This is a genomic window from Escherichia sp. 93.0816 (assembly GCF_013368855.2).
Classification (GTDB): Bacteria; Pseudomonadota; Gammaproteobacteria; order Enterobacterales; family Enterobacteriaceae; genus Escherichia; species Escherichia ruysiae.
Genome location: NZ_JABWNC020000002.1, coordinates 73,082 through 90,347, shown reverse-complemented (window position 1 = coordinate 90,347; position 17,266 = coordinate 73,082). Strand labels below are relative to the sequence as shown.

Below are 17,266 nucleotides of genomic sequence, written 5' to 3'. Positions count from 1 at the left end.
AATTACATCAATGGCGCAATGCGATTTCGGCGCATTGCCGGGAGCAGAGGAACACACTATGGATTACGAATTTCTGCGCGATATTACCGGAGTGGTAAAGGTGCGTATGTCCATGGGGCATGAAGTGGTCGGGCACTGGTTTAATGAAGAGGTAAAAGAAAACCTGGCCTTGCTTGATGAAGTGGAAGACGCCGCGCGCACGCTCAAAGGTAGCGAACGTTCCTGGCAGCGGGCAGGGCATGAGTACACGCTATGGATGGACGGCGAAGAGGTGATGGTTCGCGCCAATCAACTGGAATTCGCTGGCGATGAAATGGAAGAGGGGATGAACTACTACGACGAAGAAAGCCTGTCGCTGTGTGGCGTTGAGGATTTTCTTCAGGTGGTGGCGGCTTACCGCAATTTCGTGCAACAGAAGTAATTAAATCAGGCGGAGCCTCGGTGCTCCGCCTGAGCCGTTAAATAGCTGGCATATTGCGCCCGTAATAAATCTCGCGCATTTCCTTCCACAGCGCAGCGGTAATTTCTTTGCGCTCGCTGTCGGTTAAATCTTCCGGTTTGGTGTGGAACATGTAGTGCTTAAGGTCGAACTCTTTAAGCAACATCTTGGTATGGAAGATATTTTCCTGATAGACGTTTACATCCACCATGTCATACAGCGCCTTCATATCCTCGGACATAAAGTTCTGAATCGAATTAATCTCATGGTCGATAAAGTGCTTCATACCGTTAATGTCACGCGTAAAGCCGCGCACGCGATAATCAATAGTCACAATATCAGACTCAAGCTGGTGGATCAGGTAATTCAGCGCCTTCAGCGGGGAAATCACGCCGCAGGTGGAGACTTCTATGTCGGCGCGGAAGGTACATAAACCGCCTTCAGGATGGCTTTCCGGGTAGGTATGTACGCAAATATGACTTTTATCGAGATGGGCAACCACGGCTTCTGGCAGCGGGCCGGGGTGTTCTGTTTTGTCGATAAGTTTCGGATCGACCGGCTCTTCGCTCACCAGAATAGTGACGCTGGCACCCTGTGGTTCGTAATCCTGGCGGGCGATGTTAAGAATATTGGCTCCGATAATGGAACAGGTTTCTGACAGGATTTCGGTCAGACGGTTGGCATTATAGAGTTCATCGATATAAGCAATATAACCGTCGCGCTCTTCGGCGGTTTTGGCGTAGCAGATATCGTAAATACAAAAACTCAGACTTTTGGTCAGATTATTAAAGCCATGCAGTTTCAGTTTTTTCAATTTCTTATCTTCTCCTTAGGACGGCTGTGAAGCCAGTGCGTCTTGCAGATACTGGGGTAAGGCAAAAGCTGCCGTATGGACTGCCGGATTGTAATAACGGCATTTCAGGCCAGAAGCGAGAAAACGCGCCTGAATAATTTCGGTTGAGAGATGGCGTAAGGCGTCGTTATCTGTCGCCCATGCAAAGGTCATGATGCCGCCGTAATAAGTCGGGATCGCCGCCTGATAAAAGCCAACGTCGCTGAAGTAATGGCTGAGTTTGCGATGGCTGTCGATGGCCTCTTCCTGCTGTAAAAAGCAGACGCCGTTCTGCGCGACGAAGATACCGCCAGGATTCAGGCAGCGTTTGCAACCTTCATAAAATGCTGAGGTAAACAGGCTTTCGCCGGGACCGATGGGATCAGTACAGTCGGAGATGATCACGTCGAAGGTCTGGCTGGTTTGATTAACGAAATTGACGCCATCGTCGATCACCAGTTTAAAGCGCGGATCGTCGTAGCTACCGGCGTTATGGTTTGGCAGATACTGACGGCAGAACGACACGACACCCGCATCGATTTCCACCATCGTGATTGACTCAACGTTTTTATGTCGGGTCACTTCTCGCAGCATGGCACCGTCGCCGCCGCCGATGATCAGCACATGTTTCGCGTGACCGTGAGCCAGTAGCGGAACATGGGTCATCATCTCATGATAGATAAACTCGTCGCGCTCGGTGGTTTGTACTACACCATCCAGCGCCATCACGCGACCAAATGCGGCGTTCTCAAAAATGATCAGATCCTGGTGATCGGTCTTTTCATGATACAGAACGTTATCTACAGCAAAGTACTGCCCAAACTGGTCGTGTAGCGTTTCATGCCACCGTTTTTTTTCGGCCATGGGTTAATACCTCCTTTGTTAACACCCGTAAAAAAAGGGCGCAACATAATAGCTAACATTGACCGCAGATGCACGGTCAATATTTCTACAAAAAGGTATCAGGGATTATTTGACGTAGGCAAGCAGGCTTAAGGAATCGCGAGCCAGGGCTTTGCACTTTTTAGCGACGGGAATACCAATACCGCTGAGATCGCGGTAGCTGTCTTCACCGAGAGATTTCATGTCGAAGGTGTCGTAATTGCTGAGATCCCACTGGTTTTGCTGAGCGAAAAAGACCAGTGCGCGACGAATTTGCCCGTTAGGTAAGTTCTGGTAACCGCAATCGTTCTTCAGAAAAACAAAAACAGCCGTTAAATCGGCCATATCTTCGGCTTCAGACTCGCTGAGCGCGTAACTGTTTGCGCATACAGCCATCAGGCTGCCGAATAATACTGTTCTGAAAAACGTCTTCATTGCTTCTACCAGGACTTAAAGATGATAAACGTTAGCACACTGCGAGCGAGGCGACGACCATTATTGTGGATTAAATTGTGTCTGTGGCTTGACCTTCCTGTAAGGGGAAGGACTATGCTCAACGTTTGATTTTGTTTCGCCTGCTTAAGAATAAGGAAATAACTATGCAACGTCGTGATTTCTTGAAATATTCCGTCGCGCTGGGTGTGGCTTCGGCCTTGCCGCTGTGGAGCCGCGCAGTATTTGCGGCTGAACGCCCAACGTTACCGATCCCTGATTTGCTCACGACCGATGCCCGTAATCGTATTCAGTTAACTATTGGCGCAGGCCAGTCCAGCTTTGCCGGAAAAACGGCGACCACCTGGGGTTACAACGGCAATCTGCTGGGGCCAGCGGTGAAATTACAGCGCGGCAAAGCGGTAACGGTTGATATCTATAACCAACTGACGGAAGAGACGACGTTGCACTGGCACGGGCTGGAAGTGCCGGGGGAAGTGGACGGCGGCCCGCAGGGGATTATTCCGCCTGGCGGTAAACGCACGGTGACGTTGAACGTCGATCAACCTGCCGCTACCTGCTGGTTCCATCCGCATCAACACGGCAAAACCGGGCGTCAGGTGGCGATGGGGCTGGCAGGGCTGGTGGTAATTGAAGATGACGAGATCCTGAAATTAATGCTGCCGAAACAGTGGGGTATCGATGATGTCCCGGTGATTGTTCAGGATAAAAAATTTAACGCCGACGGACAGATTGATTATCAACTGGATGTGATGACCGCCGCCGTGGGCTGGTTTGGCGATACGCTGCTGACCAACGGCGCTATCTACCCGCAACATGCTGCTCCGCGTGGCTGGCTGCGTCTGCGCTTACTCAACGGCTGTAATGCCCGCTCGCTCAATTTCGCCGCCAGCGACAATCGCCCGCTGTATGTGATTGCCAGCGATGGTGGTCTGCTGCCTGAACCGGTGAAGGTGAGCGAGCTGCCGGTGCTGATGGGCGAGCGTTTTGAAGTGCTGGTGGAGGTTAACGATAACAAACCGTTTGATCTGGTGACGTTGCCGGTCAGCCAGATGGGGATGGCGATTGCGCCGTTTGATAAGCCGCATCCGGTAATGCGTATTCAGCCGATTGCCATTAGTGCTTCAGGTGCCTTACCTGACGCGTTAAGTAGCCTGCCTGTTTTACCTTCGCTGGACGGATTAACGGTACGCAAACTGCAACTCTCTATGGACCCGATGCTCGATATGATGGGTATGCAGATGCTAATGGAGAAATATGGCGATCAGGCGATGGCCGGGATGGATCACAGTCAGATGATGGGGCATATGGGGCACGGCAATATGAATCATATGAACCACGGCGGGAAGTTCGATTTCCACCATGCCAATAAAATCAACGGTCAGGCGTTCGATATGAACAAGCCGATGTTTGCGGCGGCGAAAGGGCAGTATGAACGATGGGTTATTTCTGGCGTTGGCGACATGATGCTGCATCCGTTCCATATCCACGGTACGCAGTTCCGTATCTTGTCAGAAAATGGCAAACCGCCAGCGACGCATCGCGCAGGCTGGAAAGATACCGTTAAGGTGGAAGGTAATGTCAGCGAAGTACTGGTGAAGTTTAATCACGATGCCCCGAAAGAACACGCTTATATGGCGCACTGCCATCTGCTGGAGCATGAAGATACGGGGATGATGTTAGGGTTTACGGTATAAAAATACGTATTCGAAAATATGCCCGGATCTCTCCGGGCATTATGGTTATTTCACATCATCCGGCAGCGCATAAGCCACAATATAGTCGCCCATCTTCGTACCAAATGAACCGTGACCGCCTGCGGAGATCACCACATACTGCTTACCATTCACTTCATAGGTCATCGGTGTTGCCTGACCGCCCGCTGGTAGACGACCCTGCCACAGTTTTTCACCGTTGCTCATGTTGTAAGCGCGCAGGTAGTTATCTGCCGTAGCAGCAATAAACAGCACGTTACCCGCCGTGGAGATTGGTCCGCCAAGCATCGGCATACCCATGTTGAACGGCACTGGAACGGGCATCGGGAACGGCATACTGTCCTGCGGTGTACCAATACGTTTCTTCCACACCACTTCGTTGGTTTTCAGATCCAGCGCAGAGATATAGCCCCATGCTGGCTGTTTACACGGCAGACCAAACGGTGAAAGGAACGGGTTGAGCGTGACGCCATACGGCACGCCGTACTGCGGCTGAATACCGGACTCCGTACCCGTGCCTTTGGCATCTTTCGGCTGTTCCATTGGGTTGCCAGGGCCGCGCGGGATCAGTTTCGAAACAAACGGCAGCGCCATTGGGTTGGCAATCGCCACTTCACGATTCGGATCAACGGAAATCCCGCCCCATTCGAACATCCCCAGGTTACCTGGGAATACCAGCGTACCCTGTTCAGATGGTGGGGTGAAAATGCCTTCATAGCGCATCTGGTGGAACATCACGCGGCACACCAGTTGGTCAAACATGGTGGCGCCCCACATATCCGCGCCGCTCAAATCTTTCGTCGGACGGAAGCTCAGTTCAGAGAACGGTTGGGTCGGAGTGACATAATCACCTTTCGCTGCGCCTTGTGGAACCGGTTTTTCCGGAGCCGGAACCACCAGTTCACCATTACGACGATCGAGCACAAAAATGTTGCCGGTTTTCGCCGGAGCATAAATGACCGGCACCTTTTGACCATTAACGGTGATATCCGCCAGCGTCGGCTGTGCCGGAAGATCCATATCCCACAGGTCATGGTGAACGGTCTGATAACTCCACGCCAGTTTCCCGGTAGTGGCATTCAGCGCCAGAATCGAGCTGGCATAACGTTCCTGTTCCGGTGTGCGGTTACCGCCCCAGATATCTGGCGTGGTCACGCCCATCGGCAGATAGACCAGATCCAGCTTCGCGTCATAGGCCGCAGGTGCCCACGAGTTTGGCGAGTTAAAGGTAAAGGTGTGTTCGTCAGACGGGATCGCGTTCGGATCTTTCGCGCCCGGATCAAAAGCCCACAGCAGCTTCCCGGTGTTGACATCAAAACCACGGATCACGCCAGACGTTTCGCGGGTTGAGAAGTTATCGGTGACTGAACCGGCCATTACGATGGTTTTATCGGTGATAATCGGCGGCGAAGTCGGCTCATACAGACCCGGCTTCGTGTCCGGCATATTGCTTTGCAGGTTGAGCACGCCTTTATCGGCGAAGGTTTCGCACAGCTTGCCGTTTTCAGCGTTAATCGCAATCAGGCGGCCATCATTCACCGGAAGAATGATACGACGCGGGCAATCCGCCATCACTTCCGGCGAAGCGGTTTCTGCTTTGGCTTCATGATAAGAGACGCCACGACAGGTTACGTGCTGGAAAGACTCGTTGGTTTTCAGCTCAGGATCGTAATGCCATTTCTCTTTGCCGCTGGCGGCATCGAGTGCAAACAGGCGCTGGTGAGCGGTGCACAGGTAAAGCGTGTCACCCACTTTAATCGGCGTCACTTCATTGGTGATTTCGCCCGGATCGTTCGGCTGTTTCACATCACCCGTGCGAAATACCCAGGCTTCTTTCAGGTTGTGGACGTTATCGGCGTTAATCTGTTTCAGAGGCGAAAAGCGTTGGCCTTCCTGATTGCGGCCATAGGCAGGCCAGTCCTGATCGGCAACGGGGGAGATGGCTTCTGCTGGTGTGGCATCGGCGCTTAAGGTGCCATTGATTTCCTGCGGATCGTTAAATCCCGCCCAGGTGAGGATTCCGCCGCTAATCAGCAACGCCACCACCAGCGCGGCAACTGCGCCACTGGAAGGAATGACCAGTCGATGCCAGACAAACGGCAGGATCAGCCAGATGCCGAAGAAGACCAGAATATCGCTGCGCGGAGTCAGTGCCCAGAAATCAAAACCGACTTCCCAGACGCCCCAAATCATGGTGCCGAGCAGCAGAGCCGCGTACAGCCAAAGCGCGGCGCGTTTACTGCGCCACAGCATCCAGGCGACGCCGAGCATCACAAGGCCTGCAATAGGATAGTACCAGGAGCCGCCAATCGCGACCAGCCAGCCTCCGCCAATGAGAAGATACAGCCCGCAAAGAGCTGCAAAAAGAGCTGTTAGCGTGACGAGTAATCGTCGCGAGCCGGTATTGTTAATTGCCATAAAGAAACACCATTTCAATTCATTAATATTTTAGTAGCAATTAATTATAGGTTTTAACATGTGTGATCGTCATCACAATTTGAGCTTTATTAACAGATTCCGCCAATGAATAGTTTTACTGGTATACTGCGTGTCTTGCGCTTTGCTGCGGTGCCGAAGCCAGCCCGTGCGAAGTGATTTGTTTTTAAATCATATGGTTAGAGATATGAAACATACTGTAGAAGTAATGATCCCCGAAGCGGAGATTAAAGCGCGTATCGCCGAACTGGGTCGTCAGATTACTGAGCGTTACAAAGACAGCGGCAGCGATATGGTGCTGGTAGGCCTGCTGCGTGGCTCATTTATGTTTATGGCGGACCTGTGCCGTGAAGTTCAGGTATCTCATGAAGTCGACTTTATGACCGCCTCCAGCTACGGTAGCGGCATGTCCACCACCCGTGATGTGAAAATCCTCAAAGATCTGGATGAAGATATCCGTGGCAAGGACGTGCTGATTGTTGAAGATATCATCGACTCGGGTAATACACTGTCGAAAGTGCGTGAAATCTTAAGCCTGCGCGAACCGAAGTCGCTGGCGATTTGTACGCTGCTGGATAAACCGTCCCGTCGTGAAGTGAACGTCCCGGTAGAATTTATCGGTTTCTCGATCCCGGATGAGTTTGTGGTGGGTTACGGTATTGATTACGCACAGCGTTACCGCCATCTGCCGTATATCGGCAAAGTGATTCTGCTGGACGAGTAAGTGCGGATTTGCCGGATGTGTTGCATCCGGCATGGCGAATTTATTTGTGATTGATGTGCTTCAGCTTGAGGTTGGAAATCCCGTGACGGTAACGTTGCTCCAGGGTTTCGCGGTTGGTGGCTGTGACATCCAGGTCACGCAGTAAGCCGTCGTGAATGCCGTAAGCCCAGCCGTGAATGGTGACTTTCTGCCCGCGTTTCCACGCTGATTGCATAATGGTGGAGTGACCCAGGTTATACACCTGTTCCATGACGTTCAGTTCGCACAGGGTATCCAGACGACGTTCCGGCGGCATTTCGCCGAGCAATGAGCTATGTTTGAACCAGATATCGCGGATGTGCAGCAGCCAGTTGTTGATAAGCCCCAGTTCCGGGTTTTCAACTGCAGCTTGCACGCCGCCGCAACCATAGTGGCCACAGATAATAATGTGTTCAACTTCGAGAACATCCACTGCATACTGAACCACGGAGAGGCAGTTTAGATCGGTGTGAATGACCAGGTTAGCAACATTACGGTGAACAAAGAGTTCGCCCGGCTCAAGACCGGTTAAACGTTCTGCAGGAACGCGACTGTCGGAACATCCAATCCATAGAAAGCGCGGTTTTTGCGCTTGTGCCAGTTTCTCAAAAAACCCGGGATCCTCTTCCACCAGCATTTTTGACCATAGTGCATTATTGCTGATGAGTGTATCTATGTCTTTCATGGAGGTTAACGACCTGTAACCAAATAATTACGTTTGGCTAATATAGGGCAACTCCGGGACGATTTAAACCACAGATAAAGTGTAAGAACGTAAGGTAAGTAAAAATTTATGACCATTGCACTGGAACTTCAACAGCTTAAAAAAACCTATCCAGGCGGCGTTCAGGCGCTTCGTGGAATAGATTTGCAGGTCGAGGCGGGTGATTTTTATGCGCTTCTGGGGCCGAACGGGGCCGGGAAATCGACCACTATCGGTATTATCAGCTCGCTGGTAAATAAGACCTCCGGGCGCGTCAGCGTATTTGGTTACGATCTTGAAAAAGATGTCGTCAACGCCAAACGGCAGTTGGGGCTGGTGCCGCAGGAATTTAACTTCAACCCGTTTGAAACCGTACAGCAAATTGTGGTGAATCAGGCGGGGTACTACGGCGTAGAGCGCAAAGAAGCGTACATCCGCAGCGAAAAGTATCTTAAACAGCTCGATCTATGGGGAAAGCGTAACGAACGTGCGCGTATGTTATCTGGCGGGATGAAGCGCCGTTTAATGATTGCCCGTGCGTTAATGCATGAACCTAAATTGCTGATTCTTGACGAGCCAACGGCAGGTGTGGATATCGAACTTCGCCGCTCAATGTGGGGCTTTTTGAAGGATTTAAACGACAAAGGCACCACCATCATTCTCACCACGCACTACCTGGAAGAAGCAGAAATGCTGTGTCGCAATATCGGCATTATTCAGCACGGTGAACTGGTGGAGAACACCTCGATGAAGGCGCTGCTGGCGAAGCTGAAATCGGAAACCTTTATTCTCGATCTGGCACCGAAAAGCCCGTTGCCGAAACTCGATGGCTATCAGTATCGACTGGTAGATACCGCCACGCTTGAAGTTGAAGTGCTGCGTGAGCAGGGGATCAACAGTGTGTTTACGCAGTTAAGCGAGCAGGGCATTCAGGTATTAAGTATGCGTAACAAAGCCAACCGTCTGGAAGAGCTGTTTGTTTCACTGGTTAATGAAAAACAAGGAGATCGCGCATGATGCATCTTTACTGGGTGGCGCTAAAAAGCATCTGGGCGAAAGAAATTCATCGCTTTATGCGTATCTGGGTGCAGACGCTGGTGCCGCCGGTCATCACCATGACCCTTTACTTTATTATCTTCGGCAACCTGATTGGTTCTCGCATTGGTGATATGCATGGCTTCAGCTATATGCAGTTCATCGTACCGGGGCTGATCATGATGTCGGTGATCACCAATGCCTACGCCAACGTCGCGTCATCATTTTTTGGTGCCAAGTTCCAGCGTAATATTGAAGAGTTGCTGGTCGCTCCGGTTCCAACGCACGTGATTATCGCCGGATATGTCGGCGGTGGTGTTGCGCGCGGGTTGTTTGTTGGCATTCTGGTGACGGCGATCTCGCTGTTCTTTGTGCCGTTTCAGGTGCATTCGTGGGTATTCGTTGCTTTAACGCTGGTGCTCACAGCGGTGTTGTTCTCCCTTGCGGGTTTGCTGAACGGTGTGTTTGCCAAAACATTCGATGACATCAGCCTGGTGCCAACCTTTGTGTTAACGCCACTCACGTATTTGGGCGGGGTCTTTTACTCCCTGACTTTGCTGCCGCCGTTCTGGCAGGGGCTGTCGCATCTGAACCCGATCGTTTATATGATCAGTGGTTTCCGCTACGGCTTCCTCGGCATTAATGATGTGCCGCTGGTCACTACTTTTGGCGTGCTGGTTGTTTTTATTATTGCGTTTTATCTGATCTGCTGGTCGCTGATCCAGCGTGGGCGCGGCTTGCGTAGCTAAGTCTATCTCCTCTCCTCCGGATGCGGGGGAGGGGAGTTTTGACGGCTATCACCCTTTATCAACACTGGTCAGGGTAGACTGATTTTCGGCTAAGGAGGAAAGCGATGTTAGGTTGGGTTATTACCTGTCACGACGATAGGGCGCAAGAGATACTGGATGCGCTGGAAAAAAAACATGGCGCACTTATCCAGTGCCGGGCAGTGAATTTCTGGCGCGGGTTAAGTTCAAATATGCTTAGCCGCATGATGTGCGATGCTCTGCATGAAACTGATTCTGGCGATGGGGTGATTTTTTTAACCGATATAGCAGGCGCTGCACCTTATCGCGTTGCGTCGTTATTAAGCCACAAGCATTCTCGTTGCGAAGTCATTTCTGGGGTGACGTTACCGTTAATTGAGCAGATGCTCCCCTGTCGGGAGACAATGTCCAGTGCGGCATTTCGAGAGCATATCGTGGCATCAGGAGCGCCTGAAGTCAGTAGCCTCTGGCATCAGCAACAAAAGAATCCCCCTTTTGTCCTCAAGCACAATTGGTTCGAGTATTAAATCGCATTCTGATTTTGCTACACTAACTGCGTTGTTTCTCGCCTGGTAGTTTCCTCATGATTAAAAAGATAATTTTCCTGGTGCTGCTGGTTTCATCTGCTGTCAGCGCAGCACTTCCCACGCGTTATATGCAAACCACTCAGGATGCGACTATCTGGGGAAAAATTGGCGACAATACGGTAACTGTCGGTAACATTCGTGCCGGGCAGATTATTTCGGTCATCCCAACCGCTGCCGATTATTATGAATTCAATTTTGGTTTTGCTACGGGGTATATTGATAAAGGCCATCTTGAACCTGTACAAGGGCGGCAAAAAGTTGAAGATGGTCTGGGCGATCTGAATAAACCACTGAGCAACCAAAATCTTATTACCTGGAAAGATACGCCGGTATATAACGCGCCCGATGCAGGCAGTGCGCCATTTGGCGTGCTGGCCGATAACTTGCGTTATCCCATTATCAATAAATTGAAAGATCGCCTGAATCAAACCTGGTATCAAATTCGTATTGGCGAACGTCTGGCCTATATCAGTGCGCTGGATGCGCAGCAGGATAATGGTATTCCTGTATTGACCTACCATCATATTTTACGTGATGAAGAGAATACCCGTTTTCGCCATACTTCGACCACGACCTCGGTACGAGCATTCAATAACCAGATGACCTGGTTGCGCGACAGGGGATATACCACATTGACTTTGTATCAACTGGAAGGATATCTGCGTAATTCGATGAATCTGCCCGCTCGCGCGGTTGTGCTGACGTTTGATGATGGTTTGAAGTCGGTGATTCGTTATGCATATCCCATTCTGAAAGGATACGGTATGAAGGCGACGGCATTTATTATTACCTCGCGTATTAAACGCCATCCACAAAAATGGAATCCACAGTCATTACAGTTTATGAGTATTTCTGAACTGCATGATGTCAGCGATGTTTTTGATTTCCAGTCACATACCCATTTTTTACATCGGGTTGATGGTTATCGCCGACCCATATTACTTAGCCGCAGTGAGCATAATATTTTGTTTGATTTTGAACGTTCACGTCGGGCGCTGACGCAATTTAATCCGCATGTATTGTATCTTTCTTATCCGTTTGGCGGATTTAATGACAAAGCGGTTAAAGCGGCAAATGATGCCGGGTTTCATCTGGCGGTGACGACCATGAAAGGTAAAGTTAAACCGGGGGATAATCCCTTGTTGCTAAAACGGCTTTATATCTTAAGAACGGATTCGCTGGAGACGATGTCGCGGCTGGTGAGTAACCAGCCGCAGGGATGATTATCAGGCAACCTGAACCGGGATCGCTTTCGCGGTACGTTTCATTTCATTGTCGCCTTCAAAGTAGGCAACGTTGGGGCGCCAGGCGCGGGCTTCGGCATCTGGCATAGTGACGAAGCTGGCGATGATGACAATATCGCCGACGCTGGCGCAGTGAGCCGCCGCGCCGTTGACAGAAATAATTCTCGAACCGCGCTCTGCCGCGATGGCGTAGGTGGAGAAACGCTTGCCGTTGGTGACATTCCAGATATCAATGGCTTCGTTTTCGAGAATACCGGCTGCGTCAAGAAAATCCTGGTCAATGGCGCAAGAACCTTCATAGTGCAGGTCCGCATGAGTCACTTTCACGCGGTGGAGTTTGCCCTGCAGCATCGTGCGAATCATAACTTCTACCTTTCTACCCTGTCGTTAACGAAGCAGGCGGAGCCTGCTTTGAGAAAATTCTCACGCAGTATTGCCCGATTTTTGTTTAGTGTCTACTCATCTGACGGCATTTGCATCAGCAGTTTGCGTACCGCGCCGAAGCCCGCCATGCAACGCCTGTAACCGATTGAAATTTCTCTGAACGCTGCTCGGTAAACAACAAAGAGGCGGCTGACGACTGCGCGCCTTGACTGGATACTGCCTTCACGCAAGACAACACGGAAGGCCGGTAAGATGGACGCACCAAGTACCACGCCGCATGACGCGGTGTTTAAACAATTTTTAATGCATGCGGATACCGCTCGCGACTTCCTCGACATACACCTGCCTGAGGAATTGCGTGAGATCTGCGATCTCAACACGCTGCATCTGGAGTCGGGAAGTTTCATCGAAGAGAGCCTGAAAGGGCACAGCACCGACGTGCTCTATTCCGTGCAAATGCTGGGTAATCCCGGCTATCTGTATGTCGTGATTGAGCATCAAAGCAAGCCGGACAAAAAAATGGCCTTTCGCATGATGCGCTACTCTATTGCCGCCATGCACCGACATCTGGAGGCTGACCACGATAAGCTGCCGCTGGTGGTGCCGATTCTGTTTTATCAGGGCGAGGCAACACCTTACCCGCTCTCAATGTGCTGGTTTGATATGTTTTACTCACCGGAACTGGCGCGACGCGTCTACAACAACCCTTTCCCGCTGGTGGATATCACCATCACGCCGGATGACGAGATCATGCAACATCGGCGGATTGCGATCCTCGAACTGCTGCAAAAACATATTCGCCAGCGCGACTTAATGTTATTGCTGGAGCAACTGGTCACGCTGATTGACGAAGGGTACACTAGCGGAAGTCAGTTAGTTGCCATGCAAAACTATATGCTGCAACGCGGTCATACTGAACAAGCGGATTTGTTTTACGGTGTGGTGAGAGACAGGGAATCGGGAGGGGAGTCTATGATGACGTTGGCGCAGTGGTTTGAAGAGAAGGGGATTGAGAAGGGAATTGAGAAGGGGATTCAGCTGGGAAGACAGGAAGGGAGACAGGAGGCAAGACAAGAGGAAAGGCAGGAATTCGCCAAGCGTCTTTTGAGTAAAGGGATGTCTCGAGACGATGTTGCAGAGATGGCAAATTTATCTCTTGCTGAGCTTGATAAGCTGATTAACTAAGTTGCCTGCGATATGAATAATTGCTTACAGACGTCATCGCCATGACGTGGGCAAATGAATAACTGGCGCCATCAGCCGTAGCGCCAGTTAAGTATTACGCCAGTTCGACCATTTTATTGTCGATCAGGCGAGCGTCGCCAAGCCAGGCTGCTACCAGAATCACGGCGCGTTTACTGTTTTCAGTGACTTCCAGCAACGTGTCAGCATCACGAATCTGAATATCATCGGCGCGGAAACCTTTTTCATTCAGTTCTTGCCCTGCAATGGCAATAATCTCATCGAGATCCCGCTCTCCAGCCTGCAATTTGTCTGCAATCGAACATAAAACCTTGTACAGACCTGGCGCAATTTTGCGTTGCTCTGTCGTCAGATAACCGTTACGAGAACTGAGCGCCAGACCGTCTTTGGCGCGCATAATCGGCACACCGACAATCTCAATATCAAAGCCCATATCGGCAACCATTTTGCGGATCAGCGCCAGTTGCTGAAAATCTTTTTCACCGAAGCAGGCGATGTCCGGCTGGACAAGGTTGAACAACTTGCTAACGATGGTTGATACGCCGCGAAAATGTCCCGGACGGCTGGCACCTTCCAGCATGGTGGAAAGACCGGGAACATCAACATAGGTGTGGGTTTCTGTACCGTTCGGGTAGATCTCTTTTACTGATGGAGCGAAAACCAGATCCACTTTACGTTTGTTTAGCTTCTCGCAGTCTTCCTGCAAGGTGCGTGGATAGCGAGCCAGGTCCTCCGGGCGGTCGAACTGCATCGGGTTAACGAAAATACTGACGACGACCACATCGGCGCGGGCTTTGGCTTCATCGACCAGCCTCATATGGCCATCGTGCAGGTTACCCATGGTAGGCACCAGCGCCACGCGCTTGCCTTCCATACGCAGGCGGCGAATTTGCTGGCGCAGCAGCGGCAGGGTTTCGATAATTAACACAACGTCACTCCTTAATGGAAACTGTGCTCTTCGCCCGGGTAAACGCCGGACTCCACTTCAGCCATATACTGCCGTACAGCAGCGCGGATGTCGCCCGCTTCGGCAAGGAAATTTTTGGCGAATTTAGGGATGTGACCGCCGGTAATGCCGAATGCGTCGTGCATTACGAGGATTTGTCCGTCGGTTACATTCCCCGCGCCAATACCGATAACCGGAATCGCCAGCGCCTCGGTAATACGTTTTGCCAGCTCAACCGGTACGCATTCCAGCACCAGCAATTGTGCGCCTGCGGCTTCTAATGCTAATGCGTCATTGAGTAAACGGTCACCTGCATCGCCGCGCCCTTGCACTTTATAACCGCCGAAAATATTCACCGACTGCGGCGTTAAGCCCAAATGCCCACACACCGGAACGGCACGTTCGGTCAGCATTTGAACTGTTTCTACCAGCCAGGCACCGCCTTCGATTTTGACCATATTCGCACCCGCGCGCATGACAGTTGCGGCGTTTTCAAATGCTTGTTCAGGAGTGGCATAGGCCATAAATGGCAGGTCAGCCAGCAGTAGACAGTTTGGCGCACCGCGACGAACGGCGGCGGTGTGGTAGGCGATATCTTCCACGGTGACGGGGAGAGTGGAGTCATGGCCCTGAACCGTCATTCCAAGGGAATCACCCACCAGCATGACGTTAATTCCTTCATCGGCAAACAATTTTGCAAAGCTATAGTCGTAAGCAGTGATGGTGGCGAAGCGTTTTTTTTCCTGTTTACATTTTTGCAGCAGGGAAATGGTAGTCGGTTTCATAACGTGTCCTGATGGCTAATGTCAGATCTGTTGGCATTCTATCAGGCGGAGAAGGGGGGGCAATCGTTTTAGTGGGGCACATCGTCAGTTGCCTGGCGATGTGCCTTATGTGAATCAAGGGTAGGTGATCTGAAATCTGCCGGTGGCTTCGAAATCGCCTGCTTTTATCGTACTGTTCCCGTCTTGCTTCAATGTCGCCTGAAATTCAAGGGGTTGTGTTGTACCCTGGCCCTTTCCGGGATAAATCCCCCCTGATGAATCAATCTCGCTTTCATACGCTTTATAAACAGATGTTCCTACGTTAGGTTCAAGAACCATTTTTTCATTGACACTGTTTTTTAACCCTTCAATAAGTACGCCGACGCCCTCTGCTGCACCGTTACCTTGTAAAGTATTGCCGAGTAACTTTTTATTCTGTTTCCCTATTTTTGCAGAGGTCATTTTGGTTTCAATATTTTGTACTCGAATACAGTTTTGCAATGTTATCTGAAAAGGCACAGGCTTTGCGCCATTTTTAATCTGACTGAATTCGTAGCTCCCCAATGCGACAGTTGATTTCTGAACAGTATCTCCCGTTACAACTGAAGAAAAACATGTAGGAAGTGATAATTTGACATTACTTAAGTTAAAGTTGATATAGATAGGTCCGCTGTATCCTTGAATCGTTGAGCCGGCGTTTTCGGCTTTAAAACGATAAATATAATCACTTGTACTCAGTAATGTGATATTTTGGGTTGCTGTAGGCGCAAACGTGGCATCTGTATAAAATTCAACGGTAAACGTCTGGAATATTCCCCCTAACCCCCAAAATTCTGGATAGTCATTATTCATGCTTTTACATCTTCTTTCCATATCGGTGTCATGGAACACAAAGTGAAATTTTTGTGCATCTGTATCCCCGATATATATTTCAGAAACATCTGCTCTTGTATTATAAGCTGACCATATTGCTGAAATTTTTAATGTGTAATAAAGTCCGGTAACGGATGTTTTGAATAATTTATGTCCTCCATAAGAGAGTCCGGAGTCGACCATTGCATTTCTGATCGTCATCGGGCCACCTGAGGCGCTCTTATGTGCTGTGCAATAAAGAGTACCATTAGAAGCTGTATCCTGACCCTCCCAGTATAATTGTACCCCCGTAGGCCCCAACTTTGTCGGGCGGTAAAACACCAGACTATTATTTCCGGGATACATAAAATTTACGCGACCATCTCTGTCAGGTGGAGTTGCACCCGCGCCAACAATAAAATCAATTGTTGCGCAACAAACAGAGCTGAATAAAAAAATGATACTAAAAATAACAATATGTGAAACTGTTTTCATATTCACTCCTTTAAATATATTCATTGTATGAGTGCATAATAATTTTTCTTACTAAAGAATAGCTGGCATAGCTAATCAGGGGCGTTCGTTCAGGTAGTAGTGAAATTGTGCTTGCCAGTTGCACGTGTCCGTTGAAAATATCTAATTGTGTTATAACCATAGGTTCCATCCTGAGTTTTCCATTACCTTGCGCTGGTTATTCGTACCAGGCATCGACCAGTACGCTGGTTGTCACTTTGCCACTGCCAACGCTCGTAGCGTTATTGACTTTTTGCATTCTGGTATAAAAATTCCAGCGGGAGTTATTCATTTTATCAGCGTCGATGGTGTATACAGACCGGGAAACTCCTGCAGGAGACCAGACATTAAACTTATTATTACTGTCATTAACTGAAAAAATGACTATCCCAATATTACTGGCTCCGTTGATGTCCTCGTTGGGGAATATCTGCGATGAGCCAGGTGCAAAAGAGCCCGTCTTGGGTTTAAAGTCCAAATGTAACTGTTTTGTTCCGGTTAATGCTGTACCGGAACAGCCAGATAACAGAATGGAGAAGTTTTTGCCGCCCGTATAATATTGTTCAGCTGTCGCGCTGCTGGCGAAATAATCCAGCCCTACAGTGGCTAAATTAATGATACCGTTATTGTCGATTTCCATTTTGCAAGTTGAACTGAGAACTTTAGCATTAAAATCAACATTAAGCTCCGCATAGGCAGCGGAACTCATCAAGGCTATGTTTATCATTAAAGCGGCAAATAAATTATGTTTTTTCATAACATCACTTTT

At 49.9% G+C, this 17,266-nt stretch carries 18 protein-coding genes; 8 read left to right on the top strand and 10 right to left on the bottom strand.

What is annotated here, in order from left to right; all coding sequences use genetic code 11:
• Positions 1-58 precede the first annotated feature (58 nt).
• Entirely contained in the window at positions 59-421 is a 363-nt protein-coding gene (yacL, locus tag HEM79_RS03215) for a protein YacL (protein ID WP_000384304.1), read from the top strand.
• Between the two features lie 37 nt (positions 422-458).
• Here yacL and speD read toward each other — a convergent pair whose 3' ends face one another.
• The 3 genes from speD to HEM79_RS03200 form a co-directional block, all read right to left on the bottom strand.
• Positions 459-1,253 carry an adenosylmethionine decarboxylase gene (speD, locus tag HEM79_RS03210; RefSeq protein ID WP_000734283.1) on the bottom strand — a complete coding sequence of 265 codons (795 nt, stop codon included), beginning with the start codon at positions 1,251-1,253 and terminating at the stop codon, positions 459-461.
• 15 nt (positions 1,254-1,268) lie between these two features.
• The gene (gene speE, locus HEM79_RS03205) at positions 1,269-2,135 is read right to left on the bottom strand and encodes a polyamine aminopropyltransferase (RefSeq protein ID WP_000818482.1); all 867 of its coding nucleotides are present in this window, start codon (positions 2,133-2,135) and stop codon (positions 1,269-1,271) included.
• Positions 2,136-2,240: 105 nt separating this feature from the next.
• Positions 2,241-2,588 (bottom strand): YacC family pilotin-like protein, encoded by a 348-nt coding sequence (locus HEM79_RS03200; protein ID WP_000846617.1) that lies wholly within the window; start codon positions 2,586-2,588, stop codon positions 2,241-2,243.
• Positions 2,589-2,752: 164 nt separating this feature from the next.
• Here HEM79_RS03200 and cueO point away from each other — a divergent pair, with 164 nt between their 5' ends.
• The gene (cueO, locus tag HEM79_RS03195; RefSeq protein WP_176241769.1) at positions 2,753-4,303 is read left to right on the top strand and encodes a multicopper oxidase CueO; all 1,551 of its coding nucleotides are present in this window, start codon (positions 2,753-2,755) and stop codon (positions 4,301-4,303) included.
• A gap of 45 nt (positions 4,304-4,348) precedes the next feature.
• On the opposite strand, the gene gcd is transcribed toward cueO, so the two are convergent.
• Complete coding sequence (gene gcd, locus HEM79_RS03190) at positions 4,349-6,739, bottom strand: quinoprotein glucose dehydrogenase (RefSeq protein ID WP_176241768.1); 2,391 nt, start codon at positions 6,737-6,739, stop codon at positions 4,349-4,351.
• 205 nt (positions 6,740-6,944) lie between these two features.
• Between gcd and hpt the strand changes: the two genes are divergently transcribed.
• Complete coding sequence (gene hpt, locus HEM79_RS03185) at positions 6,945-7,481, top strand: hypoxanthine phosphoribosyltransferase (RefSeq protein WP_000683335.1); 537 nt, start codon at positions 6,945-6,947, stop codon at positions 7,479-7,481.
• Positions 7,482-7,521: 40 nt separating this feature from the next.
• On the opposite strand, the gene can is transcribed toward hpt, so the two are convergent.
• Complete coding sequence (can, locus tag HEM79_RS03180) at positions 7,522-8,184, bottom strand: carbonate dehydratase (RefSeq protein WP_000651596.1); 663 nt, start codon at positions 8,182-8,184, stop codon at positions 7,522-7,524.
• Between the two features lie 108 nt (positions 8,185-8,292).
• Here can and HEM79_RS03175 point away from each other — a divergent pair, with 108 nt between their 5' ends.
• From HEM79_RS03175 to HEM79_RS03160, 4 genes are all read left to right on the top strand, one after another.
• Entirely contained in the window at positions 8,293-9,219 is a 927-nt protein-coding gene (locus HEM79_RS03175) for an ABC transporter ATP-binding protein (RefSeq protein ID WP_000150637.1), read from the top strand.
• The gene (locus tag HEM79_RS03170; protein WP_000972201.1) at positions 9,216-9,986 is read left to right on the top strand and encodes an ABC transporter permease; all 771 of its coding nucleotides are present in this window, start codon (positions 9,216-9,218) and stop codon (positions 9,984-9,986) included. The genes HEM79_RS03175 and HEM79_RS03170 overlap by 4 nt, the downstream gene beginning before the upstream one ends.
• Before the next feature lie 104 nt (positions 9,987-10,090).
• The gene (locus HEM79_RS03165; RefSeq protein ID WP_000901973.1) at positions 10,091-10,531 is read left to right on the top strand and encodes a PTS sugar transporter subunit IIA; all 441 of its coding nucleotides are present in this window, start codon (positions 10,091-10,093) and stop codon (positions 10,529-10,531) included.
• 56 nt (positions 10,532-10,587) lie between these two features.
• Positions 10,588-11,814 (top strand): polysaccharide deacetylase family protein, encoded by a 1,227-nt coding sequence (locus HEM79_RS03160; RefSeq protein ID WP_176241767.1) that lies wholly within the window; start codon positions 10,588-10,590, stop codon positions 11,812-11,814.
• 3 nt (positions 11,815-11,817) lie between these two features.
• Here the strand turns inward: HEM79_RS03160 and panD are convergent, their stop codons facing one another.
• Positions 11,818-12,198, bottom strand: coding sequence for an aspartate 1-decarboxylase (gene panD / locus HEM79_RS03155; RefSeq protein ID WP_176241766.1), 381 nt, complete (start codon positions 12,196-12,198; stop codon positions 11,818-11,820).
• Positions 12,199-12,471: 273 nt separating this feature from the next.
• On the opposite strand from panD, the gene HEM79_RS03150 reads away from it, so the two are divergent.
• Positions 12,472-13,404 (top strand): Rpn family recombination-promoting nuclease/putative transposase, encoded by a 933-nt coding sequence (locus HEM79_RS03150; protein ID WP_176241765.1) that lies wholly within the window; start codon positions 12,472-12,474, stop codon positions 13,402-13,404.
• Between the two features lie 94 nt (positions 13,405-13,498).
• Here HEM79_RS03150 and panC read toward each other — a convergent pair whose 3' ends face one another.
• The 4 genes from panC to HEM79_RS03130 form a co-directional block, all read right to left on the bottom strand.
• On the bottom strand, positions 13,499-14,350 hold the full coding sequence (gene panC, locus HEM79_RS03145; RefSeq protein ID WP_176241764.1) for a pantoate--beta-alanine ligase: 852 nt from the start codon (positions 14,348-14,350) through the stop codon (positions 13,499-13,501).
• An 11-nt stretch (positions 14,351-14,361) separates the two neighbouring features.
• Positions 14,362-15,153 carry a 3-methyl-2-oxobutanoate hydroxymethyltransferase gene (gene panB, locus HEM79_RS03140; protein WP_176241763.1) on the bottom strand — a complete coding sequence of 264 codons (792 nt, stop codon included), beginning with the start codon at positions 15,151-15,153 and terminating at the stop codon, positions 14,362-14,364.
• 114 nt (positions 15,154-15,267) lie between these two features.
• On the bottom strand, positions 15,268-16,479 hold the full coding sequence (locus HEM79_RS03135; protein WP_176241762.1) for a fimbrial-like adhesin: 1,212 nt from the start codon (positions 16,477-16,479) through the stop codon (positions 15,268-15,270).
• Between the two features lie 196 nt (positions 16,480-16,675).
• Positions 16,676-17,254, bottom strand: coding sequence for a fimbrial-like protein (locus HEM79_RS03130; protein ID WP_176241761.1), 579 nt, complete (start codon positions 17,252-17,254; stop codon positions 16,676-16,678).
• Positions 17,255-17,266: the final 12 nt, after the last annotated feature.